This is a genomic window from Mucilaginibacter sp. CAU 1740 (genome assembly GCF_039839285.1).
Classification (GTDB): Bacteria; Bacteroidota; Bacteroidia; order Sphingobacteriales; family Sphingobacteriaceae; genus Mucilaginibacter.
The window spans coordinates 333,235-358,723 of record NZ_JBDOQS010000006.1 but is presented as its reverse complement, the minus strand read 5'-3'; the positions used below and the strand labels follow the sequence as shown (position 1 = coordinate 358,723).

The following is a 25,489-nucleotide window of genomic DNA, read 5'->3' as shown; positions in this document are numbered from 1 at the left end:
CCTTTAATTTTCGCTAATGGCATTAATTTTTATGCCGAGAAAATCGGCTATGATCCTCTTGATCATATTGGGTATCATTTGCCTGGTTGATGGTATTTACAAAGGCGATACGACCGAAACTATTGTTGGGGTTGTGATATTGTTATATGCTGTGGTTAGTTTGGTTAGTGGTAGAAAGAAAAAGAGTATTTAGCATTATAATAATTACAGCTTGACGTTACCTTGGTCAGTTAATTCCTCTCTTCTCAAAATATACTTTTCCCGTAGTAATTGTGTTACTAAAAAAGAAACTATACCAACTGCAAATATCCATTCTTCATATTCAATTGTCCAATAAATAAATGGGCTGCTAATGATCAACCATTCTATTATCAGCTTCAATTTAAGATTTTTCTGGTTAGGAACTATTAATATCAAATCTGTAATAAATAGTGCTCCTAATAAAAAAGCCCAGAACATCATCCCGTAACCTAAAATAGCGATTAGAGCAGCTAATGTTGCCTGAAATATATTATAGGATAAGTTGGCATCCGTTATGGTAAGTATGATCGTAAACAGGAACACACTTCCAAAAATTCCTGACAGGTTTATCCAGTTTGATAATATAATTTTCATATGCCTATTTTGACTTCAAATCGCCTTTTGTAAGTTCAAAAAGGGTTCCTTGCTTAATTTTAGCAATTTCATTATTGGCTGTTAGTATGATCAGGTAAATTGCCTTATTAAACTTTTTGATCATGATTTCTGAGGATATCTTTATCCTTTCTTCTTCATACTCATACTTTACCTCCATGCAAAAATCCTGCACACCATTCTTTTGATATTTTATATAAAAATTATTTGCTTCAGAATAGTAGTAAACTAACGAATCGTTATTGGCAATCTCGGTTGTATTGTTTCCAAACAAATTCAAAAATATCCCTGAAACTTTATCCTGAGGCCCTGTTCTGTAAAGCAGATCATATTTGGTAAAAGCATCAGCAATATTAAATAGATAAAAATCTGTTGGTCGAGTGTCATCACTTGTTAATGTGGTTATTTTCTTCAGATTTATATTTTGAGGCGCATCAATTTGATAAACACATATACTAAATTGTTTCCCATAGTCAAACAGTGATACAGGGTTGCGGTCTCTGCTCACCATAGTTTTATCCAACTTTAGTTTACTGGGATCATTAAACAATTTTAAGTACTTAGGAGGAATTGTAGCCGTAATCTTGATATTGTCAATCGCATTAGCAGCAGCAACAGATCGGCTATTACGCCAAAATACAACGATTAAAAAAACGATAAATAAGACAATACTTAATACCAGTGTTAAAACTATTTTTTTCATTATGCTAAAGCAATTTAGACTATTTCAATGAAAATTAGGGTAGCGTTAAAATTGACTGAAGTTCTAACTGGTTGAAGTTTGCCGATAGCGTAACCTCAGCCAATCCCTTTTAAAATCATAGATAACAAAAAAGGCCTTCCTCACGGAAAGCCTTCTTCTATATAAAAGTACTCTTAAACTTAGTTTCCGCCTGAAAGGGCCGCCGCACCGCTCACGATCTCGGTAAGCTCGGTAGTGATGGCTGCCTGACGAGCCTGGTTGTATGAAAGTTTCAATGCTTTCAAAAGCTCACCGGCGTTTTCGGTTGCTTTATCCATCGCTGTCATACGGGCACCGTGTTCAGACGCGTTCGAATCCAAAACTGCGCGGTAAAGTTGGATCTTGATATTTTTAGGGATCAACTGCTCAACAATTTCCTGTTGTGATGGCTCAAGGATGTAATCAACGTTAGCTGCTTTGGCTTCTTCCTTTTTCTCAGGTTTTGGCACTGGCAGCAATTGCTCGGTGATGAGGTATTGTACAGCCGCGTTACGGAAGTGGTTATACACCAATTCAACACGATCGTAATCACCGTTTACAAAACCCTGCATAATGGCCTCGGTAATTTTTGAAGCATTTTCAAAGTTCAGATCCGAGTACAGCTCGTTGTTGTTACCAATAACGTTGTATTTACGCCTTTGATAAAACTCTTGCGCTTTTTTACCGATAGCAACGATTGATACGTTACCGGCAGCTAATTGCTTAGGATATTTCTCAGCGATTAAGTTATTGGCAGTTTTAATAACGTTAGTGTTGAATGCACCGGCCAAACCACGGTTTGATGATACCACAACTACCAATACACGTACAGGCTCGCGCTCTTGCAGGTAAGGTGAAGTGTTATCCTCCAAACTTGCCGACAGGTTAGCCAACAAATCTTTCAACTTACTTGCGTAAGGGCGTAGTTGGATAATAGCGTTGGTAGCACGTTTCAACTTAGCAGCCGAAACCATTTTCATGGCTTTGGTGATCTGCTGGGTTGATGATACAGATTTGATCCTGTTTCTTACTTCTTTTAAATTAGCCATTCTTTACGATGTGCAAATTTTTTTTAATGTGCAGATATGCAGATGTGCAAATGTGCAGTTTTATTTAAGTGCGGAAATACATAGCGTGCATCTTTAATCTGCACATCTGCATATCCGCACATCTAAAAAATTAATACCTTGCCGATAGTTCTTTAGCTACTGTTTCCAGTACGCCGGTAAGCTGGTCGTCAAATTTACCTGCTTTAAGGGCAGCTAAAACTTCTGGGTGACGCGCTTCTAACTGATCAGTAAATTCAGTTTCAAATTCCCTTACTTTATTTACCGGTACGTTACGCATTAAGTTTTTAGTACCTAAGTAAATGATAGCAACTTGTTTTTCAACAGTTACCGGAGAGTATTGACCTTGTTTAAGGATCTCTACGTTACGGATACCTTTGTCCAACACGTTTTTGGTTGAAGCATCAAGGTCTGAACCGAATTTAGAGAAAGCCTCTAACTCACGGAACTGAGCCTGGTCAAGTTTCAAGGTACCAGCAACTTTTTTCATTGATTTGATCTGCGCGTTACCACCTACACGTGATACCGAGATACCTACGTTGATAGCCGGACGAACACCAGCGTTGAACAAGTTCGACTCTAAGAAGATCTGACCATCGGTGATCGAAATTACGTTGGTTGGGATGTATGCAGATACGTCACCAGCTTGTGTTTCGATGATAGGAAGCGCTGTTAATGAACCGCCACCTTTAACGATGTGTTTGATCGACTCAGGAAGATCGTTCATTTGCTGAGCGATCGAATCGTTTGAGTTGATTTTAGCGGCACGCTCTAATAAACGGCTGTGCAGGTAAAATACGTCACCAGGGTAAGCCTCACGGCCCGGTGGACGACGTAATAATAACGAAACCTCACGGTAAGCAACAGCTTGTTTTGACAAGTCATCATAGATGATCAGGCCTGGACGACCAGTATCACGGAAGTACTCGCCGATAGCGGCACCGGCAAACGGAGCAAAGAACTGCATGGTAGCAGAATCTGAAGCGTTAGCAGCAACGATGATAGAGTAAGGCATAGCGCCGTTCTCTTCTAACGTACGAACGATGTTAGCAACAGTTGATGCTTTTTGTCCGCAAGCTACATATATACAGATAACAGGCTGGCCTGCATCATAAAATTCTTTTTGGTTGATGATGGTATCGATACAAACCGCAGTTTTACCGGTTTGACGGTCACCGATAACCAACTCACGCTGGCCACGGCCGATAGGGATCATCGCGTCGATGGCTTTGATACCGGTTTGTAATGGCTCGGTTACCGGCTGACGGTAGATTACACCTGGTGCTTTACGCTCAAGTGGCATCTCGTAAGTTTCGCCGGTGATAGGGCCTTTACCATCGATAGGGTTACCAAGGGTATCCACAACGCGGCCTAACATGCCTTCACCTACTTTAATAGATGCGATCCTGTTGGTACGTTTAACGGTATCACCTTCTTTAATATCGTCAGATTTACCTAACAATACCACACCCACGTTATCTTCTTCAAGGTTAAGTACGATGCCTTGCAATCCTGTGCCAAATTCAACCAACTCGCCCGACTGTACTTTAGTTAATCCATAAACGCGTGCGATACCGTCACCCACCTGGAGTACAGTACCCACTTCTTCTAATTCAGATTCTGACTTGAAGCCGGCCAACTGCTGACGCAAAATTGCTGATACTTCATCTGGTCTTACCTCTACCATTGTTTAAAATTTATTTAGAGTTTTACTTTTAATACTTATTAATTATGCTTTCGCAGCAAATTCCTTTTTCATTTTCTTAAGGCTTGCGGCAATGCTGGTATCTACCTGCCTGTCGCCAACGTTAAGTACAAAACCACCGATCAGTGCGGCGTCGGTTTTGGTTTCAAGCACCACCGTACCGCCAATAGCAGCCTGTAACTCGGCAACCAAAGTAGCCTTGTTAGCATCCGAAAGTGTTGTTGCCGATGTAACCTTTGCTTTAGTGATATGATTTTTCACATTGTAAAGGTTAATGTACTCACCTGCGGTAGCGAATAAAACCTCGCCACGGCCTTTGTTAACCATCAGCTTAAAAAAAGCTGTAGTTACTTTATTAACCTTACCTGCAAATATCTCGTCAAGAATTTTTACTTTTTTTGATTGAGATATGATCGGGTTGGCCAATACGGCTACCAGCTCGGGGCTGCCCTTCAGGGTTTTAAGAAAAAGGTCCATATCGGCTTTGATCTCCGCAACAATACCTTGTTCCTGGGCAAGATCAATGATCGATTTGGCGTACCTGGTTGCTACCGTTATTTCTGACATGCTGTTTTAATTTCGGATTTCGAATGTTCGATTTCGGAATTTTTTATTTGAATTAAGGAATTTAAAATTTGGATGCCGAGGCGGACGTAAATCCGAAATCGAACATCCGAAATCCTTACAATTTAACTTCTTTCAACAACTGGCCTACCAGTTCGTCTTGTTTTGCCTGATCTTCAAATTGTTTGCGAAGGATTTTCTCAGCAATTTCTAAAGATAAAGTAGCAACCTGGTTTTTAACATCGGCTAAAGCGATAGCTTTTTGGTTGTTAATTTCAACACGGGCAAGCTCAATCATACGTGCGCCTTCTTTGTGCGCGGTTTCTTTAGCTTCGCTAATAATGTTTTCTTTTACCTTACGGGCTTCAGAAAGGATCAGGTCACGTTCAGCACGGGCTTGTTTAATTAACGATTCGTTCTCGTTAGTTAAACGGCTCATTTCTTCTTTAGCTGCTTCAGCTTTTAATAAAGCATCTTCGATAGAACGCTCACGCTCGCCAATGGCGGCCATAATTGGTTTCCAGGCAAAAGCCCTTAATAATACAAGTAAAAATACGAAAGTGATCGATGTCCAGAAAACCAAACCCCAATCCGGCAATACTAACTCCATTTATTTTATATGATAACGTTATACTATATTTCTATTAAATCAACTTGAAATAAAGGCCGGGTAGTGTAACCAACCGTTGCACCGCACCGGCCCTTATTAAGGGGGTAAAATTATTTGTTACCCAACAGTGCTACGATCACACCGAACAGAGCAACACCTTCAACAAGTGCTGCAGCGATGATCATGGCAGTTTGAATTTTTGAAGCAGCTTCCGGCTGACGAGAGATACCTTCCATCGCTTTACCACCGATTTGACCGATACCAATACCTGCACCGATAACTGCTAAACCTGCACCTAATGCAGCAATACTTCCAACCATTGTTTTTAAATTTAAATGAATATAGTGTTATTATTAATTACAATTGATTAATGATGATGCTCTTCAACGGCGCTACCGATAAACAACGCGGTAAGCATTGTAAAGATGAACGCCTGCAAGAAAGCAACCAGCAACTCCAACACATCGATAAACAACGCGAAGGCTACGGATACCGGGGCTACAGCCACCGTACCGAAAATAAAGATCAATGATACAAGCGCTATCACGATAACGTGGCCTGCCATAATATTGGCAAACAAACGCACCATTAACGCGAACGGCTTTGAAATGATACCCGCAAGCTCAACTACCCACATAATAGGGTAAAGCCAGAACGGAACATCAGGAGCAAAAATGTGTTTCCAGTAGTATTTGTTACCGTTAAAGTTAACTACGATCAAGGTAATAACCGCCAGCACAAAAGTTACCGCGATGTTACCTGTAAGGTTTGAACCTCCCGGGAAGAAAGGCACCATACCGATCAGGTTATTGATCAGGATAAAGAAGAACATGGTTAACAGCAACGGCATGAATTTGGCGTATTTGTAACCGATGTTCGGCAACGCAACCTCATCACGAATGAAAAGAATAAGCGGCTCCATTAATGATTGCAAACCTTTTGGCGCTTTGCCAACACGCTTTTTGTACGATCCGGCAACTGTGAAGAAAATTATCAGCAATAAAATTACTGATAACCACATTGAGCAAACGTTACGGGTGATTGACAGATCAAACACCTTAGCACTTTCATCAACGGTTTTACCATCGGCGGTAACAGCTTTTACTTTGTCTTTAACTAAAGCATAAGTGTGGTACTTTCCTTGATAAACTTCTTCGCCTTCATGACCAAATTTTGAAGCCATGAAAAACTCCAATCCTCCATCGGTATAAAGGAGCACCGGCAGCGGTACGGCAATCTTTCCACCAATGTGGAAATAATGCGAATCGGCAATGTGTTCAAGGATGGTTGCGTTGGCATCAAACTTTTCCTTTTCGCCGCCTTCAGCAGCAGTTTCGGTAGCTGGTTTTTCTTGTGCGGCCTGTACTTTTACTGTTACAAACAGCGAAAAAACGCTTAAAATGATACCTAAGGTGATTTTTTTTGAGTTCAAAATAGGGCTAAAATCCATTAGCAGAGAGATTTTTACTTTAATTTTTGGTTGCGCAAGGTACATAATAAGCCGTAAATTTCAAAGGCGAGGTTAAAGAAATATACGTAAAAAAAATTGGCGACAAATATCACCCCGTTTACTTTGATTTTAATCAGAAAAAACAGGCAGAAAAACATGCTTGCCAAAAGCTTGATCATGGTGGCCCCGAGAAAAGTTTGGGTATATATTTCGGCGTTAACCTTACCTATAATTACTATTAAAATAATGGTAACAAAAGTAAGTCCGGTTATGAAACCGAAGATCATCCAGAAATGAGGATCGAGCCAGTTAGCATGTGCCGACTTGCTGATCAAAAACGGAGGAGTTGCAATAACTACCGCGAATAACAAAAACGATAAAATAACGGTAGATAGTTTCAATTTTTAACAGATCTGATAACGATGAACAAAGAGATGAATACCCCGATAAGTGCCAGTACCGCGGTTGCCCACTTTACATCGTGCTTACCGGCTTCATCAATTTTATAACCGGCGTATGTAAAAATGCCAATGATAACAATCATCTGGAAACCCAGGCTACTATACTTAGCATAGGCACTTAAAGGCCTACCTGCTTCTTTTTCTGTATTTTGTTCATTTTCCGGCATGCGCAAATTTATTAAACCTATTGTATAATCTTTAGTATTTTAGCAATGCTTTTTAAACCACCGTATTACATTGAGGCGAGGAACATCAACCATTATATATAAAACCGGCATTTTTTTTCTGTCTGCTTTAATAATTATTGCAGCCGGCTGCTCGCTCGAAAAACAAAGCGGCTTTAACCGCGCTATGCAAAATCTTACGGCACATTATAACATACTGTTTAACGCCAACGAGATTTTGAGGCTTAAACAGGAAAGTTATGCTGCCGCCTTCCCTGATGCCTACAACGAATTACTAAGCGTATATCCCGATACCACCGCCCAAACGGCCACTCCTGATAAAGACCTGGAAGAAGCCGTAAAAAAAGCCAACAAGATCATCAGTATAAAAGAGCAAAGCCATTACCTGGGCGATGCCTACCTTGTTTTAGGTAAGGCACGTTATCTGGAGGCAAGTTACTTTGATGCTGTTGAATATTTCAACTACGTGATTCGATCCTTTGGTGAAGGAAAAGGGAACGCCAGCCTTAAACAGGAAGCTTTAGTATGGAAAGCCCGCGGTTTGATGTATCTTAATCAATTGCCCCTGGCCCAAACCACTATTGATACCGCTATACAAAACATCAACCCTAAAAAAAGTATCACGGCCGATGTTTATGCTACTAAACTGCAGTACGATATCATCACCCAAAACTATACCGAAGCCGAAGAGATGGCAAAACAAGCCATAAAATACAGTCACGAAAAAAACCTTACACTCCGGTGGACATTTATCCTGGCCCAGCTACAGGAACTTAATCAAAAAGCAGGCGACGCGTACCAAAACTACACCCGGATTGTAAAAAGCAACGCCAGTTTTGAAATGGCTTTCAATGCTAACCTTAACCGAATCCGCATCCAGGATAACCGCGATGGCGTTAAGATCAGCAAGATCGACCTGTTACGCTCATTGTTGAAGAATGAAGACAATGCCGATTTTTATGATCAGATCTGGTACCAAATAGGCGAGCAACAATTTAAAGCGGGCGAAATTGATAACGCCATCAAAAGCTATAAAAAATCGGTGCGGGTTAGTACAAAAAATCAAAACCAAAAAGGCCTCTCCTATTTACGCATTGCCGAAGTTGATTTTAAAAACAAAGCTGATTACGCCGCCTCCAAATTGTATTACGATAGTACCCTTGTTAACCTGTCGCCAAATTATCCCGGCTACCAACTGATCCGTAAGAAGGCTGATAACCTACAAATCCTGACCAAGCTGCTCGAAACTATATCGCGCGAGGATACCCTGCAAATGCTGGCTGCACTGGATGAAAAAACACGCGACGCCCGTATTGATGCCATGGTTGCCCGTAAAACCAAGATCCAGCAACAAGCCGCCCTTGCCGATGCCTCCAATACCAATAACGGCACTATGCAAAACGCGTTCGATCGTAATAATAACGCGCAATCATCCAATTCATCAAATAACAAAAACAGCGGCAGCAACTTTTATTTTTATAATAGCAGCGCCATAAGCCAGGGCTATAATGATTTTAAAAGGCTTTGGGGCAATCGTAAACTGGAAGATAACTGGCGCAGAAGCAGGCGATCAAACGCCGGTATCCCTACAGGCAACAGCGGCATAGCCCAAACCCTGGATCCTGATGCTCCGGTTGGTAGCCAGGCTTATAATACCACCAATGTGTCGGCCGGCGCTTACCGTCAGGAGCTTACCAAAAACCTGCCGCTTACACCGGCATTGCTGCAACAATCAAACATGCGCGTTTATGACGCTTATTTTGAGATGGCCAATTTTTACCGTGATGTTTTAGAAGATAAAAAGGAAGCCATAGCCACCTACGAAGCCTTGTTGACCCGTTTCCCTCAAAGTAATGATAAGCCATCTATATACTATAACCTATACAGGCTTTATGCCGATATCGACGTTAATAAATCTACCGATTATAAAAACCGGGTGCTTAAAGAATTTCCGGAAAGCATCTTTGCCAAGGTTATCCTCGATCCGGATTATGCCCGCAAGCTTGATGATGTTAACGCCGAGTTTAACGGCTATTACAACCAGGTTTATGAACTGTACGCTCAAAAACAATATGCCAAGGTAGTTAGCAGTGCCGATGATCTGCTTAAAAAATATCCCGACAACCGTTACGCGCCACAGCTTTATTATTTAAAAGCTATAGCGGCCGGTCATCAGGAGAAGCTGGCACCTTTCCAAACCGATCTGCAATTGATAGCAGCCAAATATCCGCAGGATAAACTGGTAACTCCGCTGGTCAATCAGCACCTGGCCTATATCGATTCGAACAGGAATGAAATAGCCGCGCGCCCTGTAGTGTTATATAATGATGATCCTGACGAGATCCCTTTTACCCCGCCCGTAGCTTATCAAAAACAAACTGAATATCGTAAGCCTTACGTTGCCGAAGCTGTAGTACCACAGGTTCGTATTGAACGGCCAACTGATATTGCCGGCAACAAGGCTCCGGGAGCCAAAATTGATCCGCAGGCGGCACCGCAGTTACCTAAACAGTTGGGCAATGTGCAGATCGCACTTCCTAAACATGATATACCGCTTATCTCTAACGCTCCGGATATTGTAGCGCAGCCTGCACCTCAGCAAAAAGATAGCGCGATCACTAAACCGCCTGTAGCCATCACCAATACGCCTACGGTAAATTACATGTTCAGTAAGCGGGATACCAGCTTTTACTTTTTTGTTGTAAATGTGGCCAGCGGTACAACTAATTTAGCCTCATCACGTTTTGGTATCGGGCAGTTTAACCGTACCCATTATGCTAACACACGTATATTTCACCTGATAAAAGGTGTAGGTGCCGATAACCAACTGATATACGTTGGCCGTTTTTATAGTTTGGCCGATGTTAAGGAATACGCCCGGGCAATTATCCCGCTGTTGCCTGATATTATGAAGGTACCAAAGGATAAATACAGCTTTTTTATCATTACCAAGGAAAATCTGGATAAATTAGCAACCCAAAAAACATTGGAGAGTTATATTGACTACTACCAGAAATTTTATTAAAAAATGAGAACCAACAATACAAGGTTTAACTCGAAAAACACACTGCAACCCGCGGACATAAGAAGATATAACTGGTACATATGGCGATTGGTAATAGCGCTTTTCGCTTTTGTGGTGATCATGATCACGCTTACAATTTTTGATGTATTTGGCCAGCTACCATCCTTCCGCGATCTGGAAAATCCCAAAAGTAACCAGGCTACCGAGATCATCTCGTCGGATAAGCAGGTGTTGGGTACCTACTATGTTCAAAACAGATCAAACGTAACATACAAAGAGCTTTCCCCAAATGTAATTAACGCACTGGTAGCTACTGAGGATAAACGTTTTTACGATCACTCGGGCATTGACTTTGGCCGTAGCTTTACCATTTTCGCGCATTTGCTTATCGGGCAAAAACAGGGAGGTAGTACAATTACCCAGCAATTGGCACTAAACCTTTTTTCGGAGCGCTCTGCAAATCCATTTAAACGGATCATCCAGAAATTACAGGAATGGGTTACCGCGGTTAAGCTGGAACGCCACTATACTAAGGAAGAGATCCTGACCATGTACCTTAACACGGTTGATTTTGGCGCTTATAATACATACGGTATTAAATCGGCAGCACGTACATATTTCAATACTACGCCAGATAAGCTTACTCCCGATCAGGCTGCTTTGCTAATAGGTATGGTTAACGGACCCGGCATTTACTCGCCCATTCGCCACCCGGATAACGCCATAAAAAGGCGCAACCTGGTACTTAACCGCATGGCCGAACAAAAATACCTTAGCGATGGCCAGGCCGAAGAGTTTAAGCAAAAACCTCTTGGTTTAGATTTTCACCAGAACAATCATTTTGATGGCCTTGCACCTTACTTCCGCTCGGTATTGAAAAAAGAAGTTCAGAAGATCTTTAAAGAGCAAAACATTAACCGCCCGGATGGCAGCCCTTATGATCTGGATCGCGACGGCCTGAAAATATATACCACCATTGATGCCACCATGCAGCAATATGCGGAGGATGCGCAAAGAGAATATATGAAAGATCTCCAGGCACAGTTTAATGATCATTGGCGCGGCCGCAACCTGTACAAAAGCATCCACAACTTTAAGTTTTTGCTGGATCAGGGGATGCAAAAATCCGACAGGTACAAGCAGCTGAAAGCACAGGATAAAACCGACGAAGAGATCCAGGAGAATTTTAATACCAAAACCTCCCTCAACCTGTTTACCTGGCATGGCAATATCGATACCATGATGCGCCCTATCGATTCGATCATTTACAGTAAAATGCTGCTCCGTAACGCCCTCATGAGCATGGACCCTACAACAGGCTACGTTAAAGCCTGGGTTGGCGGTACCAACTTCGAGCATTTTAAATACGACCAGGTAAAGAGCGGTACACGCCAGGTGGGTTCAACAGCCAAACCATTTACTTATGCTGTAGCTATTGATAATGGCTACTCGCCTTGTATGAAGATCAATAACGTGCCAGATACCATCCGTGGTTATGGTACGCCTTGGTGCCCGCGCTCATCGCCATCAGAAACCTTACCGGGTTTCATTACTTTGAGGCAGGCATTAGCACACTCACAAAACTGGGTAACAGCCCACGTAATGGGCGAGGTTAAACCCGAGCCGGTGGTTGAACTCATTAAAAAAATGGGCATTACCAGCGCGGTTCCGCCATATCCGTCTATTTGTTTAGGTACGTTTGATGCTTCAGTTTTTGAAATGACCGGTGCTTATTCCGCATTTGCCAACCATGGCCTTTGGACAGAGCCTACTTATATACTCCGTATTGAAGATAAAAATGGCAACGTGTTGTACACCCATACCCCGCGCGTAGTACAAGCCATGAACCCGCAAACCGCCTACGTAATGACCTATATGCTTAAAGGTGTTATTGAAAACGGAACAGGTTCAAGGCTTGCTTACAAATACGGTTTACGCAACCCTATTGGCGGTAAAACAGGTACCACTCAAAACAACTCGGATGGTTGGTTTATCGGCATCACCCCGCAATTAGTAACCGGCTTATGGACAGGTTGCGAAGACCGCGATATCGCTTTCCAAAGCACACGTCTGGGCGAAGGTGCCAATAGTGCCCTCCCTATCTTCGCGTTTTACATGAAGAAGGTTTACGCCAATCCGGCACTTGGCATCAAGAAAACGGTAGATTTTGATGCGCCAGCTAATGGTGTGAGCATTGAAATGAATTGCGATGTATATAACCAGCAACAGCAAGGCAACAACAGCGAGGTTGACAACAAGCTTGGTTTTTAATTATTTTTGTTAAGGGTTAATCCCGCACCGCCATTGCGAGGCACGAAGCAATCCCCAATAAGCAGAGCCGCTCTGTAAAGTTCGGGATTGCTTCGTTCCTCGCAATGACGTTTTAAAAGAAAAATGTTTCTCTTTTAGAAGTTGTTCAAAAACATATCCAAGCCGTCATTGCGAGGTACGAAGCAATCGCGAATAAGCAGAGTGACTATGCAAATCCGCCCTGTAAAGTTCGCGATTGCTTCGTACCTCGCAATGACGTGGGAGATATAGCGACTTTATTGAATCGCCTTTAAAACAGCTTCTTACATTTAAAACCAATAATTCAGTGAGCGAGAAATTTGATTATAGAGAAGCGTTAAAGGCCATTCCTCACCGCCCTGGTGTATATCAATATTGGGATAGTGAGAATGAACTGATATATATTGGCAAAGCCAAAGATCTGCGCAACCGCGTGGGATCGTACTTTAACCAGGATATTCATATCAATGCCAAAACACGTGTGCTGGTATCTAAGATCCGTGCTATAACTTTTACCATAGTTGATACCGAGGTTGATGCCTGGCTACTGGAAAACAGCATGATCAAAAAGCACCAGCCACGCTACAATGTGTTGTTGAAAGATGATAAAACCTATCCCTGGATCATCATCAAAAATGAAAACTACCCCCGTATTTTCTGGACACGCCGCATTGTAAAAGACGGATCGAAATACCTTGGCCCTTATGCTTCGGTGAGCATGATGCATAATATTTTAGGGCTGATCAAAGAAACTTATCCACTGCGTACCTGCAACCTCGCACTTACCCGCGAAAATATTGATAAAGGCAAATTTAAGGTTTGCCTGGAATATCAGTTGGGCAACTGCAAAGGCCCCTGCCAAAACTTCCAGACTGAGGATGATTACGATAACAGCATCGAAGAGATCAAAGATATCCTTAACGGTAAAATAGGCGCGGTGCTTCGTCGTTTAAAAAACGAAATGGAAGCCGCTGCCATGGATATGAACTTTGAGCTGGCCCACCGGCTTAAACGTAAGTTTGATATGCTGGAGAATTATCAAAGCAAATCAACCATCGTAAACTCGTCCATTACTGATGTGGATGTGTTCAGTATTGCTTCGGAAGAAAAACTTGCCTTCGTAAACTTCCTGAAGGTGATGAACGGCACCATCATTCAAACTCAAACCATCGAACTAAAAAAGAAACTTGACGAAACCGACGAGGAATTGCTTACACTGGCCATATCCGAGTTCAGGAGCCGTTATAGCAGTGACAGCAAGGAAATCATCGTTCCGTTTGATATCGACCTTGAAGATCATCCTAACATCAAATTCACAGTACCCAAACTGGGCGAGAAACGCAAACTGTTAGACCTGTCGCAAAAAAACGTGCAGTTCTTCAAAAAAGAAAAGATAGATCAATATGAGAAACTAAACCCCGAGGTACGCACCGAGCGCCTGCTTACGCAGATGATGAAAGATCTGCGCATGAACCAGTTGCCACGACATATCGAGTGTTTTGATAACTCCAACTTTCAGGGTAAATACCCGGTTTCGGCCATTGTGGTGTTTAAAGATGGGAAACCATCCAAAAAAGATTACCGCCATTTTCACGTAAAAACGGTTGAAGGCCCTAACGACTTTGCTACTATGGGGGAAGCAGTACACCGCCGCTACCGCCGGATGCTGGATGAAGGAACCGAACTACCACAGCTTATAGTGATCGACGGTGGCAAGGGGCAGTTATCATCGGCCATGCACAGCCTTAAATTATTGGGTATCGATAAAAAAGTAACCGTTATCGGCATTGCTAAACGGTTAGAAGAGCTTTACTATCCTAATGATCAATATCCGATGTACCTGGATAAAAAATCGGAAACGCTGAAAGTGATCCAACACTTACGGGATGAAGCCCACCGTTTCGGCATCACCTTTCACCGCAAAATACGCGACAAGGGCACGTTGGTTACCGAGCTTGAACTTATAGATGGCATTGGCAAAACAACGGCCGAGAAGCTTTTAAAATACTTTAAATCGGTAAAAAAAGTGCGTGAGGCTAATGAGGAAGTGCTATTGGAAGTAGTGAACCTAAAACAAGCCAAAGCGATACTGGGTTATTTTAGCGGAGGAGAAGAAACCATAAAAAATCAAGCGGCTAATTAAAACAAAAGCCCCGGCTGTAAAAACCGGGGCTTTGTTAATATATATGGTGGAGTAATTATTTCTGAGCGATATAGAATAATTTATTGTCGCCGTCCTGGTAAATGCGTACAGTTTCGTTGGTCACTTTACCGTCGGTAGTTATTTCGAGTTTGTATTCGCCTAAATCAAGTTCAGAGAATACGTAACCTTTGCTTACATCGGTTTTGGTATTAACCACATCTTTCATTATAAGCTGGTTGTCTTTATTGTAGAAGCGCACATAAGTACGACCGCTTTCTGATTTGGCTAAGGTAAGTTTCAAACCGCGATCGTGATCAAGAAGATCATAACTTACGGTTTGTTTTGCTTTAGGGGTAAGGTCTGTATTGTCTTTAGCCTGGGCTGCATTGGTAGCAAAAACGCCTGCACTTAATAAGAAAAATAATGCTGATAATTTGATTGAGGTTTTCATGGTTATAGAGTTTTATGAGTGATTAAAATTTGTTGTTGTTTGTTTCAATGATCAAATGAACAACATAATTTTCACCTGCTAAAAAGCGTTATACAACCTCCCGAAACAAATAGACCAACGCCAAAAAAAGGTTAAAATCGCTAAAAATGGGGTTTCGTCGATAGGTTTGGCGTTGGTCGGCTATTTCGGGTAGTTTGTCGAACGGCAGCAATAATTGGTCTTACGCGATGGCAGAAACCAACTCTAAAAATGGAAATTTTAATTAGTTAAAGATGATATAAGTCTCCTTTTGCTCTTGGTGAATAGGCAGTTAGTAAAAGGACAATTAATTAACACTATTTATCCCATCAATTGGGAGGATGATATACAATCTAACATCTTTGTAAACAAAAAAGCCCCGGCGCTAACGCCAGGGCTTTACATATATGATGGGGTTAATTATTATTGAGCGATATAGAATGATTTATTGTCGCCATCCATGTAAACGTGCACGGCTTTTTTAACCACTTTATTATCTGAAGCTATCTCGAGGGTATAATCGCCGCACTCCAATTCAGATAACACGTAACCTTTTTCAACATCGGTTTTAGTGTTCACATTATCTTTTAGCAAAAGCTGTTTATCGCTGTTGTAAAAACGAACGATGGTTTTACCGCTTTCTGATTTTGCGATGTTAGCTTTAAAACCACGATCATTTCCCAAAACATCAAAAGTTACGGTTTCTTTTGCTTTAGGGGTAAGGTCTGTATTGTCTTTAGCCTGGGCTGCGTTAGTAGCAAAAACGCCTGCACTTAATAAGAAAAATAATGCTGATAATTTGATTGAGGTTTTCATGGCTATAGAGTTTTATGAGTGATTAAATTTTGTTGTTGTTTGTTTCAATGATCAAATGAACAACATAATTTTCACCTGTTAAAAAGTGTTATACCACCTCCGGAAACAAATAGACCAACGCCGAAAACGGCTCGGCAAGCGCTAAAAACGGTGTTTCGTCGAAATATTTGGCGTTGATCGGTTATAGAAGGGAGTTCGTCGAACCAACGTGATAGTTGGTCATTAGCAGAGTGAAAATCGCACAGAAAAAGAAAAGTGACAATACCGTAGAAGCAGACTTACGAAGTTTTAGAAAATCGTAACTCTTAACAAGGCTGAGATGCAAAATCAGGTATAACAAAAAAGCGCGATGAAATTCACCGCGCTTTGTATATCTTAAAATATTTTAGCTATTAGTATTGCCAAAGGTTAAGCTCCCAATCCATCAACTCTTTTTTGATCCTTTCAGATTCGTAAAGCTTGTCGATACCTTGAGCGTAGTCTTTTATACGTTCGTCTTTATCGTTGCTTTCTTTTACAATGTAACTTGTAAAGATGCGTTTCATAAACACGTCGTCGAAGCTTAAGCCAGTTGCATCGCTTGCGCGGCTAACAACTTCTTTAGTGGCCAAAATAGGTCTTGCATCCTCAAAACGGATCCAAAATGCTGGCTGATAGTCAATATCCAAAGAACCGGCACCTTTAGGTTTGATCAAAGGAGCGATGCCAACAATGCGAGGCTCAAATATTGAACGCTGTCTGTCAAACACCCAATCCTCCTTAATACGGAACTTCAATACACTATCCGGGTTAAATTCACCAGCTACCATACTTGACGAGATCACGTTATTATCTTTATCACGTTTTTCAACCACACTGCTATCAGAAGCAAGGCGACCACGGGCCTGTCCGCCCGTTAAAGGTGTTGAAAATTCGTCACCATTAACATCATCTTTTTTACCAGGCGTAGGATCATAAGCAGTAAGCTCACCTGCAGAAATGGCATCAAGTAAAACATCGATCAAACGGCGTTTTGGCGATGCCAGGTATTGGTTCATTTTTTCGCGAACATCAATTTCACGCCATACCCTTTTTGCAAAAGCTACATCACTTTCACGCAGATTTGGATAAGGAGTAACCCTTGCGTTCAAAATATTCGATTTTTTATAGTAACCATCAAGCGGCCTTTCAAAAGGTTTACCGTTGGTTTTAGGATTTGCATCTAAACCTGTTGGTTGCTGACTGGTAACATTATCAGGCTGAACCTGCGTAGGCGCCTTTGTTACCTGTTTTGCTGTTGCGGCCGGTTTTCTTGCCGGAGCTCTTTTAGTACGTTTTTTCTGAGCAAACGCGGTTACGCATGCCAGGCAAAGTACAACAACTAAAATTCTCTTTTTCATACGCTTTTAGTTTGCTGATATTACAATCGGATCCAAAGATCGCGGTGAATGATCGGGGCCAACTGCTATAATATCTTTAAATACAATAGTAGTTCCGGGTGTAACTGTATTTAAGGCAGCATGCATAGCGCTGGTTAAGTCGCCGCTGCTTCCTGGTAAAATAATCGCATCCTGACGTGGTTTTACAACCAGCATAGTAAAGTGTGTTACGCTAAATTTAGCATCAAAATCAAAGTTATCCAACTGGGCAAAAAGCCTGTCTTGCGCTTTGATGTTTGCAGTACCAACGTTACCACCGCTTCTACCAGCAAATTGAGGCTTAGGATCCGGAATACGTTTGATACGGAACTCGGTTGAACCTAATACCATGCCTTTTTCGCCGGTAATGGTAATAGTTGTTTTTCCGATACTACTTACAGTTGCCGTAAAATGGCCACCTGAACCACTCAATGAACCGCTGGTCATGCGGGCATTGATACTGCTGGTTGGCACACCAGGTGCTGATACCGAGATAGGGTTTGGCACACCGATATAAAGCACGTTCATTTTATCAGGAGAAATAACTGCCGATGGTTTGGCAACTACGTAAGAACCACTAATTGGGTATGGTTGTGGTGGTCCGTCAACCTGCTTCACTAACAGCTGACCGCTCCAGGTATGCACACCTTCTCCGCTTGCAGTTGTAGTATAAACACCTACACCATTACTGGTTGGTACCTGTGAACCACCTACAGTAATGGTTGGGTTTGAATTTTTATCGTAAGCAGATAAATAAATTTCAGCTTTATAAGGTTGACCTGCTATTACATAATTGCTTGAAGGTACCACTACAGCTTTAAACGCGTTTAAAGTAACCTGCGCCTGGTCTATTTTACCTAACACTTTTTTAACAACCTCGTTTTCGGCATTTTTGTTATCAGCCTGGATCTTTGCTAAAGTTGTGATAGTTGCGCCCAATGGGATACCGTCGCCAAAATAAGCCTGCTGCCATGTTTTTGATGGGATACCGGCACGTTTTGGAGGATCGTTAGCATTTAGTGAAAAGTTTACGCCTACGCTATCTTTACCTAATATCTCAAATAATTTAGCCCTTGTAGCTCCAATTTTCTCTTTCAAAACATCGGCCTTTTTATGGTTGATCATTATTTCGGGCGAGATATCCAGGTTATCCCTTGCTTCGATATCATCGATCTCGGCACTGATACCACCACCTTGTTTTACCAACTCGGCTTTTAACTCTTCAATGTAAGCATTTAAGTCGTCAGTAGCTTTACTGGCTTCATGGGCCCTATCCAATAGCTGTTTAGCTTTTTCGGGCTGCTCTTTCATTTTAGTAGCCTCGAAAGCGCTGTATGTAGTTTGCAAGCTGGTAGTAACGTTATTTCTTGACGCATCCAGGCTTCGCGTTATGTTTTTGAAAGCGTCAAGTAAACTATCCGGTACGTTAAGGGCGATGAGGCCCAATAGTACCAGGTATAGAATACCTATCATTCGCTGTCTTGGGGTTTCCTTACCTCCGGCCATTTATTCTAAATCTTTATCTGGTAATCAACTAATTATTAATACTATAATCAAACTCGTGGTTGGTTCATGGCAGTAAGCATATTGCCATAAATTGAGTTTAATGATGCCAGGTTTTTAGCCAAACGGCCTACCTCTTCCTTAAACTGTTTCGAATCATCCATAGATTCGTTGAAGTTGTTCATGGTAAGAGCAAGGTTTTGGTAAAATTTATTCATTGATTTTAAGTGTGCGCTCGAATCCTGTAGCTCCAACTCGTAAACCGCGTTAAGGGCTGAGAGGTTTTTAGCCAGGCTGTTAACTTGCTCATGATAAGCCTTCGAATCAACGTTTGTATTAGCCATCTCGGTTAAGTTAGCCGATGCTTTTTCGAACGAGCTGCTTAATTTATCATAGCTTTCGGTTGCGGCTTTAACTTTAGAGGTGAATGCTATAGTAGCCTCTCCAGCGTCAGTTACACGTGAAATAGCAGCTACTTTATCGCCAAATGAGCGTAAACCATCGCCCAGGCTGCGTACCAGTTCCGGACCGATCTTAGCATCTTCCATCATTTTATCTAAAGCAACTGTAGTTGAAGGGCCAACATTGGCACCACCACCTCTTACAGTAGCTTTTGGTAGTTCTCCCTGAAAATCTTCATTTAACTCAGGATATACACGCACCCAATCAACTTCCTTATCTTCACGTTGAATACCTAACAATAAGAACAAGAACGCTTCCATGCCCAAACCTGCGGTAATGAATTCCGACGCGAAATGCCAGTGCTGAATTTTAAATAACAGACCGATAATTACTACGGTTGCACCCAATGATATTACGTTCCCAATTCCGAATGGTTTTTTCTTTCCAGCCATAATAATTCAGAAATAACTTTTATTAATTGTTTTTTTGATTTGCTTAATTATAAACTAACGTATGTTATTAGCGTTTGTCTTTAATGTCGCGACCCAGATAGTGGGTTACGCAACGGAAACCGATGTATGATTTAGCGGTATCCTGGTACTCGTACGAGCGGGTTGAATTTTGAAGGAAATAACCTATATCTTTCCATGAACCACCGCGTACAACTTTACGCTTAAGCACTTCCGGATCGGTAGCTTTAGCTTCGTAGTTAAATGTTGGTGCCTGATCATGCACAAATGTTGATGCCGATTCGTCGAATGCTGATAGTGTCCACTCGGCAACATTACCTGCCATATTATATAACCCGTAATCGTTAGGGAAATATGAACGAACGCTTACTGTATATGCACCACCATCATCAGTATAGTTACCACGGCCTGGTTTAAAGTTGGCCAGTAAACAACCTTTAGCATTTTTGATGTACGGACCACCCCATGGATAATCTGTACCTATCCTTCCACCACGTGCAGCGTACTCAAACTCAGCCTCGGTTGGCAAGCTGTAAGGAGCACGAAGTGGTAGGTGACGTTTATTTTTATACGCATCATTGTAACGTGTACGCCATACAGTGTACGCGCGGGCCTGCCTCCATGTTACACCCACTACAGGGTAATTACGAAAAGCCGGATGTGAAAAATAAGCCTCAACCATTGGCTCGTTAGCAGCGTATGAAAAATCGCTTAACCACACCAATGTATCAGGATAAACGGGAACCGTATCGCGAAAAATGAAATCAGAGCGTTTTTTTGATTTATCGTTGTGATAATTTGCAGCATCGCGCAGTGTATATAACGAGTAGTTATATTTTAACACACGCACATCCACCTCATCGCGGTCAAACACGCGGTCATCACCCTGATAGTACATGCCCTGTAACTTCTGTGAGTTATTGGCCTGACCTTTTTTGGTATTCCAGATAGGATTTTTCTTTACATAATCCCAGTTGATATATTTTTTACCATTACCACTTTTAGCGGCACCGCCCTGAGGCTGGATATAATATTTATTATCGTTTATATACTTTGATATAGCTATCGAATCCCTAACCCAGTTTACAAACATTTTGTACTGGCTGTTGGTGGTTTCGGTTTGATCCATAAAAAATGGAGGAATGGTTACCTGCTTTGTTTGCGCTATCTGCGCAAAAGTAACGTCCTGATCGGTTTGACCCATCAAGAAGCTGCCACCCGGAATATAAACCATGCCGTAAGGAACTTCTGCCCTAAACGAACGTGCCGGAACGCCTACAACCTCTCCCCTGTCGCCACCACCGCGGCCACAGCTACTCAATACACCACCAGCTAAAACAACTATTAAAAAGTATATCTGCTTCATTTTCAATTTCAAAATCTGTTATATCACTTATACACAATGCGACGCCCGAATATATTACATTTTGCGCAATGTACGTGATAAAAAACAATAATTGGGTAATAGTGAGTCGACACATACCACAGCCGGACAAACGCGCACAGCAAAAACGCTGTACACTTGAAGCCAAGCTAACTAATTGTTAATATGTCAATTAGTTAGCGGTTATACGGTATAATACGTTTAAAAGTTGCAGTAAGTTTGAATAAATTTGCAATTTATTTATTCACCAGCTTTGTATATTGCTCAATGGCCATGGTCATTGAAGGCGCTCCAGGGGTTGGGGCTGGGATATCCAAAATCAAACCAGCCTCAAGCACAGCCTTATGCGTTGTAGCACCAAAGGCAGCGATGCGGGTATTGTTCTGTTTAAAATCGGGAAAATTTTTGTATAAAGATTGGATACTTGACGGACTGAAAAAAGCGATCACATCATAAAATACATCAGCCAGATCAGAAAGATCGCTGCAAACTGTGCGGAACAGCACGGCCGGTGTAAAGTTATAACCGTTCTCCAACAAAAAGCGCTGAGTTTCTTCGGCAGCTACATCAGAGCATGGATATAAGAATTTTTCTGACGAATGCTTTTTCAACACCTCAGCCAGATCGGCAGCGGTTTGTTTGCCAAAAAATATCTTACGCTTGCGGTATTGGATATATTTTTGAAGATAAAGTGCTATCGTTTCAGACAGGCAGAAGTATTTCATTTCAACCGGCACCTCAAACCTCATCTCTTCGCAAATGCGAAAAAAATGATCAGCGGAATTACGGCTGGTAAAGATCACGGCAGTAAAATCGGCCAGGTTGATCTTTTCCTTCCTGAAATCTTTAGCTGGTACGCCCTCAACATGAATAAATGATCTGAAATCAATTTTCAGGTTAAGCTTTTTTGCCAGCTCGGCATAAGGATTTTTGTCGTTTTCGGGCTTAGGCAAGGTAACCAGCATGCTTTTAACCTTTTTCTTTCTATCTTCCAAATCAGTGCTTTTAATAACCTAAATTCTAATATTCAATGCCTTTATTAAAATCAAAACAGGGCAAATTTCGAGGGCACAAAGATACGTAAATAAATAAAATTTATGAAATCGAAACGTAGAAATTATGTTTACGCTGCTTCTGATGTATTGCCAAACGAAAATTATGATGATGATTACAAGGGTAATTGCGAGTAAAAGAGGGATATATTGCGCCCCAAGCAGACTAAAGCAAATCACTACAGGTAAAAAAGCGAAAGCTATATTAAAATAAGTAAGGTGCAATATGTTCAAATATTCGCTCACTAATTTATTGATATCAAAAACAAAGCCTAAAACCTTTAAAATTAAAAACTTAAGCGAAAACAATATAACAACAGCCACTACTATATATATAAACAAGCGGCTACCCGCTACACTGTAATATACCCCCTTGTAGGCGGCCAATTGAAACAGAAATAAGCCGAACGTAGCACAAAACAGCGCAAATAAACCCAGGAAGGCCCAAGTGCTTACCGGCCCTTCTTCTTTGCCTGCTATAGAAAGTACGCGCTTGCTGTAAAATGAGGTATAAACATTACTAACATCTTTATTTAAAACCAGGTTTAAAACAGCAATGTACAGTAACATACCAATTATGGTAACAACCGTCCAGGGATCGCGTGAGGGGCGGGCGTGGCCCTCCATTACTTTGTTTTTTGATTGTGAATGCAGATCCATAAAACCATAGCCATGATACATTTCCTTTTTGAATACGCTATCGGCGTATTGTGTACGCATAGCCTCATCGGGTGCTTTTAAATAACGCATCGAGACCGAGTCGGCTATAAACTTATCACGGTTTTGCATGGCATTGGCTACAGAATCCAATACCGAATTTCCGGGGCGGAAAGCCCGCGCACGTGTTGTTACCGGTGTATCTGCCGCTGTGGAGTCCTGCTGCGCGAAAGCGGCAGTACAGCTCATCAGGAAAAGAAAGCAACACCAAACAAATAAACGCATTTTTAAAGCTTAAACCGGGGCTATTATTTGGCTGCAAAAATAGGGTAATTATCTGAACCCGAATTTTATGAATTAAATATTTTTTATTTGATCACGAATTGATTTGTTTGGCGTAGAGGATTTAATCGATTTACACGAATTTTAAATTCTTGCAGGTCGCTTTAATCACCAGATAACTCCGGTGGCGGCCCAAAATACAAGATACCCTGCCGTGCTTTTACTTACCACAACACTTTTAAGGATCCTGTTTTTGTCGGGATGGATATTCAATGCGTTGATGTTGTGATGATCTGACTCGGTCATGTTGTTTCTTGGGCCCCATTTGGCCAGGTTATGTACAACGTAACTTAAATCCAGGTTGCTTTCGGGGATATCATCATAATAATCGGGCAAGGTAAAATCTTTGGTTCCTGATCCATCAGCATAATTAAATATGATATGCAGTTGTGATGGACCTTCGGAGCTGGTGAGACTAAGGTATAATCCCGAATATCTTTTATGAGGAATATCGATCTTAAAACTATCTGCGCCCGCAATATTGCGGGTTTGATTGCCGCCATCCCCGTTTTTGTAATGAAGCAAAATTGCGGGATGTTTTGCGTTGCCCGAAACTAAGGGATCATCGGGCAGGGCATAAGCGTTTTTATCGCCGTTAATTATAGCAGCAGCAGTGGTAAGGTAACCGTCACCTTTGCCTCCTCCATCGATGCCTGTTGTCCAGCTTTGTAGTTTACCGTTGGCCGCGGTTGTTACCGGGCGGGCGTTTAATAGTTTATCGATATTGATCTGAATGGTTTTGTCTTTATATTGAGCATTTGCAAGCAAAGCACAAAGTAAACAGCCCCAAAAAAGGATGAGTGGTTTTATTCTCATATATTGGTAAATTGAAAAAAGCAACTAAAGATAACTCGTTGAAGGGTTAAAAAATAATCGCGGTTATTTACTTTTGATAGGCAGCCTGTTTAAATCCTCATTTTCGATTTTTATTCGTTGTTCACTAACCTAAAATCACAAGCAAGTTGAAATATATGAAACGTATATACTTTCTACTAATCATTATAGCATCTTTAAATACCACAATAAAAGCACAAATAAATATCCCAACTTATTTACGAGTTGACACCCCCGACTCTTCCAAAACATTACTACTTGCCTCGCTGGATACCCTTTTCAAAACCATCAGTACAGGGAAAACACCCACTAATATCACCACAGGGAAAAATGCTAAACTTACCGCGTCGATATTAGGTAGCTTTAAAGGTTTAGAAGTTAATGAAAAAACCAAACAGGCTGATTTTTATAAAAAACAGTTAATTAATTGCTATTCGCTTGATAGCAACAACTTTGCTTTATCTATGGCTTACATAGCGCTCCAGCAGGATAGCTTGCCGAAGCTAAAAAACATCATAGCCCTCAACGCTCATATCGAAAACAAACATGTAACATACAGCCTGCCGCTACAGTATTTAACAACCAACTGGACCTTAAAAAAAGTGGGCGGCATCACTTATCACTACACAGGCAAGTTCAGTGCAAGTGTAGCTGCGGGATTTAATCGTACAAACAGCGAAATAGCAAAAAAGCTGTCACTCCCTACAGAACAATTTGATTTTTACCTGTGCGATAACTATCAGCAGATACTTACTCTTTTAGGATATACTTATGATGTTGATTCAAACGGGCGCACCAGAGATGGGTATGGAGTTGACGCGAACACCATATTTTCAATAATGCACAGCGAGGATTTTTCGCATGACCTGGTTCACTATTATATATCAAAAATCAGGACCGCGCCCCGAAACACCTTCGCAGAAGAAGGATTAGCCTATTATTGGGGAAATGCATACTACACCAATAACGAGGGATTAATGATAACACAACAAACATTAGTAAAAGCCTTACGTAAATATCTATTGGAGCACCCCGAAGTTACCCTTCTTTCGCTTTTCAAAAACAATCCTAAAGTATTTAATGAATATGCCCGCGAGCTATCGGTAAGGTCGGTTATTGCGGGCATTATTTGCGCTAAGGTTGAAAAAGAAAAAGGCGTAGCCGGTATAAAGGAACTGGTTAACTGTGGCCGGGGTGACGATAATTTTTATAAGGCGATAAACAAACTTGTTAACATAACAGAAACCAATTTTGATGAGGTGTTGAGACAACAAGCCTTCGGCAATTAATTAATACGGCACTTTATTTAC

24 protein-coding genes are annotated in these 25,489 nt (G+C 41.5%); 5 read left to right on the top strand and 19 right to left on the bottom strand.

Annotated elements, in window-relative coordinates; all coding sequences use genetic code 11:
• Window positions 1-16: 16 nt before the first annotated feature.
• The gene (locus AAFN85_RS15800; protein WP_347528542.1) at window positions 17-193 is read left to right on the top strand and encodes a DUF308 domain-containing protein; all 177 of its coding nucleotides are present in this window, start codon (window positions 17-19) and stop codon (window positions 191-193) included.
• Window positions 194-204: 11 nt separating this feature from the next.
• Here the strand turns inward: AAFN85_RS15800 and AAFN85_RS15795 are convergent, their stop codons facing one another.
• The 10 genes from AAFN85_RS15795 to AAFN85_RS15750 form a co-directional block, all read right to left on the bottom strand.
• Window positions 205-615 carry a hypothetical protein gene (locus AAFN85_RS15795; RefSeq protein WP_347528541.1) on the bottom strand — a complete coding sequence of 137 codons (411 nt, stop codon included), beginning with the start codon at window positions 613-615 and terminating at the stop codon, window positions 205-207.
• 4 nt (window positions 616-619) lie between these two features.
• Entirely contained in the window at window positions 620-1,336 is a 717-nt protein-coding gene (locus tag AAFN85_RS15790; RefSeq protein WP_347528540.1) for a hypothetical protein, read from the bottom strand.
• Between the two features lie 179 nt (window positions 1,337-1,515).
• Window positions 1,516-2,403: an ATP synthase F1 subunit gamma gene (gene atpG / locus AAFN85_RS15785; RefSeq protein WP_347528538.1), complete on the bottom strand. Its 888-nt coding sequence runs from the start codon at window positions 2,401-2,403 to the stop codon at window positions 1,516-1,518.
• A gap of 130 nt (window positions 2,404-2,533) precedes the next feature.
• The gene (gene atpA / locus AAFN85_RS15780) at window positions 2,534-4,108 is read right to left on the bottom strand and encodes a F0F1 ATP synthase subunit alpha (RefSeq protein ID WP_347528536.1); all 1,575 of its coding nucleotides are present in this window, start codon (window positions 4,106-4,108) and stop codon (window positions 2,534-2,536) included.
• Between the two features lie 42 nt (window positions 4,109-4,150).
• On the bottom strand, window positions 4,151-4,693 hold the full coding sequence (atpH, locus tag AAFN85_RS15775; RefSeq protein ID WP_347528534.1) for an ATP synthase F1 subunit delta: 543 nt from the start codon (window positions 4,691-4,693) through the stop codon (window positions 4,151-4,153).
• Window positions 4,694-4,808: 115 nt separating this feature from the next.
• On the bottom strand, window positions 4,809-5,300 hold the full coding sequence (gene atpF / locus AAFN85_RS15770; RefSeq protein ID WP_347528533.1) for a F0F1 ATP synthase subunit B: 492 nt from the start codon (window positions 5,298-5,300) through the stop codon (window positions 4,809-4,811).
• A 110-nt stretch (window positions 5,301-5,410) separates the two neighbouring features.
• Window positions 5,411-5,620 (bottom strand): ATP synthase F0 subunit C, encoded by a 210-nt coding sequence (gene atpE / locus AAFN85_RS15765; RefSeq protein ID WP_110585792.1) that lies wholly within the window; start codon window positions 5,618-5,620, stop codon window positions 5,411-5,413.
• A gap of 47 nt (window positions 5,621-5,667) precedes the next feature.
• Complete coding sequence (gene atpB, locus AAFN85_RS15760) at window positions 5,668-6,732, bottom strand: F0F1 ATP synthase subunit A (protein ID WP_347528530.1); 1,065 nt, start codon at window positions 6,730-6,732, stop codon at window positions 5,668-5,670.
• 32 nt (window positions 6,733-6,764) lie between these two features.
• Window positions 6,765-7,151, bottom strand: a complete 387-nt coding sequence (locus AAFN85_RS15755) for a hypothetical protein (RefSeq protein WP_347528529.1) — start codon at window positions 7,149-7,151, stop codon at window positions 6,765-6,767.
• Entirely contained in the window at window positions 7,148-7,378 is a 231-nt protein-coding gene (locus tag AAFN85_RS15750; RefSeq protein WP_347528527.1) for an AtpZ/AtpI family protein, read from the bottom strand. The genes AAFN85_RS15755 and AAFN85_RS15750 overlap by 4 nt, the downstream gene beginning before the upstream one ends.
• Window positions 7,379-7,448: 70 nt before the next feature.
• Between AAFN85_RS15750 and AAFN85_RS15745 the strand changes: the two genes are divergently transcribed.
• The 3 genes from AAFN85_RS15745 to uvrC all read left to right on the top strand — a co-directional run bounded on the left by AAFN85_RS15745 (window position 7,449) and on the right by uvrC (window position 14,853).
• Window positions 7,449-10,421 carry a hypothetical protein gene (locus AAFN85_RS15745; RefSeq protein WP_347528525.1) on the top strand — a complete coding sequence of 991 codons (2,973 nt, stop codon included), beginning with the start codon at window positions 7,449-7,451 and terminating at the stop codon, window positions 10,419-10,421.
• Between the two features lie 3 nt (window positions 10,422-10,424).
• Window positions 10,425-12,692, top strand: coding sequence for a transglycosylase domain-containing protein (locus AAFN85_RS15740; RefSeq protein WP_347528523.1), 2,268 nt, complete (start codon window positions 10,425-10,427; stop codon window positions 12,690-12,692).
• A 325-nt stretch (window positions 12,693-13,017) separates the two neighbouring features.
• Window positions 13,018-14,853, top strand: a complete 1,836-nt coding sequence (uvrC, locus tag AAFN85_RS15735; protein ID WP_347528521.1) for an excinuclease ABC subunit UvrC — start codon at window positions 13,018-13,020, stop codon at window positions 14,851-14,853.
• 55 nt (window positions 14,854-14,908) lie between these two features.
• On the opposite strand, the gene AAFN85_RS15730 is transcribed toward uvrC, so the two are convergent.
• From AAFN85_RS15730 to AAFN85_RS15690, 9 genes are all read right to left on the bottom strand, one after another.
• Window positions 14,909-15,304: a hypothetical protein gene (locus AAFN85_RS15730; RefSeq protein ID WP_347528520.1), complete on the bottom strand. Its 396-nt coding sequence runs from the start codon at window positions 15,302-15,304 to the stop codon at window positions 14,909-14,911.
• Window positions 15,305-15,745: 441 nt separating this feature from the next.
• Window positions 15,746-16,138 carry a hypothetical protein gene (locus tag AAFN85_RS15725; protein ID WP_347528518.1) on the bottom strand — a complete coding sequence of 131 codons (393 nt, stop codon included), beginning with the start codon at window positions 16,136-16,138 and terminating at the stop codon, window positions 15,746-15,748.
• 392 nt (window positions 16,139-16,530) lie between these two features.
• Window positions 16,531-17,517: a gliding motility protein GldN gene (gldN, locus tag AAFN85_RS15720; RefSeq protein ID WP_347528516.1), complete on the bottom strand. Its 987-nt coding sequence runs from the start codon at window positions 17,515-17,517 to the stop codon at window positions 16,531-16,533.
• Window positions 17,518-17,523: 6 nt separating this feature from the next.
• Window positions 17,524-19,041, bottom strand: a complete 1,518-nt coding sequence (gene gldM, locus AAFN85_RS15715) for a gliding motility protein GldM (RefSeq protein ID WP_347528514.1) — start codon at window positions 19,039-19,041, stop codon at window positions 17,524-17,526.
• A gap of 47 nt (window positions 19,042-19,088) precedes the next feature.
• Window positions 19,089-19,892, bottom strand: coding sequence for a gliding motility protein GldL (gene gldL / locus AAFN85_RS15710; protein WP_347528512.1), 804 nt, complete (start codon window positions 19,890-19,892; stop codon window positions 19,089-19,091).
• A 67-nt stretch (window positions 19,893-19,959) separates the two neighbouring features.
• The gene (locus AAFN85_RS15705; RefSeq protein ID WP_347528510.1) at window positions 19,960-21,276 is read right to left on the bottom strand and encodes an SUMF1/EgtB/PvdO family nonheme iron enzyme; all 1,317 of its coding nucleotides are present in this window, start codon (window positions 21,274-21,276) and stop codon (window positions 19,960-19,962) included.
• Between the two features lie 254 nt (window positions 21,277-21,530).
• On the bottom strand, window positions 21,531-22,259 hold the full coding sequence (locus AAFN85_RS15700) for a uroporphyrinogen-III synthase (RefSeq protein WP_347528589.1): 729 nt from the start codon (window positions 22,257-22,259) through the stop codon (window positions 21,531-21,533).
• 48 nt (window positions 22,260-22,307) lie between these two features.
• The gene (locus tag AAFN85_RS15695; RefSeq protein WP_347528508.1) at window positions 22,308-23,252 is read right to left on the bottom strand and encodes a DUF4271 domain-containing protein; all 945 of its coding nucleotides are present in this window, start codon (window positions 23,250-23,252) and stop codon (window positions 22,308-22,310) included.
• Between the two features lie 201 nt (window positions 23,253-23,453).
• Window positions 23,454-24,161, bottom strand: a complete 708-nt coding sequence (locus tag AAFN85_RS15690) for a hypothetical protein (protein ID WP_347528506.1) — start codon at window positions 24,159-24,161, stop codon at window positions 23,454-23,456.
• Window positions 24,162-24,316: 155 nt separating this feature from the next.
• On the opposite strand from AAFN85_RS15690, the gene AAFN85_RS15685 reads away from it, so the two are divergent.
• A complete protein-coding gene (locus AAFN85_RS15685; protein ID WP_347528505.1) occupies window positions 24,317-25,468 on the top strand; it encodes a hypothetical protein in 1,152 nt (383 codons plus the stop codon).
• Window positions 25,469-25,489 lie beyond the last annotated feature (21 nt).

Bases quoted from the DNA above. Each gene is read 5' to 3' on its own strand.
- atpG (WP_347528538.1), bottom strand. From the start codon at position 2,403: ATGGCTAATTTAAAAGAAGTAAGAAACAGGATCAAATCTGTATCATCA.
- gldM (WP_347528514.1), bottom strand. From the start codon at position 19,041: ATGGCCGGAGGTAAGGAAACCCCAAGACAGCGAATGATAGGTATTCTA.
- atpF (WP_347528533.1), bottom strand. From the start codon at position 5,300: ATGGAGTTAGTATTGCCGGATTGGGGTTTGGTTTTCTGGACATCGATC.
- atpE (WP_110585792.1), bottom strand. From the start codon at position 5,620: ATGGTTGGAAGTATTGCTGCATTAGGTGCAGGTTTAGCAGTTATCGGT.
- AAFN85_RS15795 (WP_347528541.1), bottom strand. From the start codon at position 615: ATGAAAATTATATTATCAAACTGGATAAACCTGTCAGGAATTTTTGGA.
- AAFN85_RS15690 (WP_347528506.1), bottom strand. From the start codon at position 24,161: ATGAGAATAAAACCACTCATCCTTTTTTGGGGCTGTTTACTTTGTGCT.
- AAFN85_RS15725 (WP_347528518.1), bottom strand. From the start codon at position 16,138: ATGAAAACCTCAATCAAATTATCAGCATTATTTTTCTTATTAAGTGCA.
- gldL (WP_347528512.1), bottom strand. From the start codon at position 19,892: ATGGCTGGAAAGAAAAAACCATTCGGAATTGGGAACGTAATATCATTG.
- AAFN85_RS15800 (WP_347528542.1), top strand. From the start codon at position 17: ATGGCATTAATTTTTATGCCGAGAAAATCGGCTATGATCCTCTTGATC.
- AAFN85_RS15705 (WP_347528510.1), bottom strand. From the start codon at position 21,276: ATGAAGCAGATATACTTTTTAATAGTTGTTTTAGCTGGTGGTGTATTG.
- atpA (WP_347528536.1), bottom strand. From the start codon at position 4,108: ATGGTAGAGGTAAGACCAGATGAAGTATCAGCAATTTTGCGTCAGCAG.
- AAFN85_RS15790 (WP_347528540.1), bottom strand. From the start codon at position 1,336: ATGAAAAAAATAGTTTTAACACTGGTATTAAGTATTGTCTTATTTATC.
- atpH (WP_347528534.1), bottom strand. From the start codon at position 4,693: ATGTCAGAAATAACGGTAGCAACCAGGTACGCCAAATCGATCATTGAT.
- AAFN85_RS15740 (WP_347528523.1), top strand. From the start codon at position 10,425: ATGAGAACCAACAATACAAGGTTTAACTCGAAAAACACACTGCAACCC.
- AAFN85_RS15685 (WP_347528505.1), top strand. From the start codon at position 24,317: ATGAAACGTATATACTTTCTACTAATCATTATAGCATCTTTAAATACC.
- AAFN85_RS15700 (WP_347528589.1), bottom strand. From the start codon at position 22,259: ATGCTGGTTACCTTGCCTAAGCCCGAAAACGACAAAAATCCTTATGCC.
- AAFN85_RS15695 (WP_347528508.1), bottom strand. From the start codon at position 23,252: ATGAGCTGTACTGCCGCTTTCGCGCAGCAGGACTCCACAGCGGCAGAT.
- AAFN85_RS15730 (WP_347528520.1), bottom strand. From the start codon at position 15,304: ATGAAAACCTCAATCAAATTATCAGCATTATTTTTCTTATTAAGTGCA.
- gldN (WP_347528516.1), bottom strand. From the start codon at position 17,517: ATGAAAAAGAGAATTTTAGTTGTTGTACTTTGCCTGGCATGCGTAACC.
- AAFN85_RS15750 (WP_347528527.1), bottom strand. From the start codon at position 7,378: ATGCCGGAAAATGAACAAAATACAGAAAAAGAAGCAGGTAGGCCTTTA.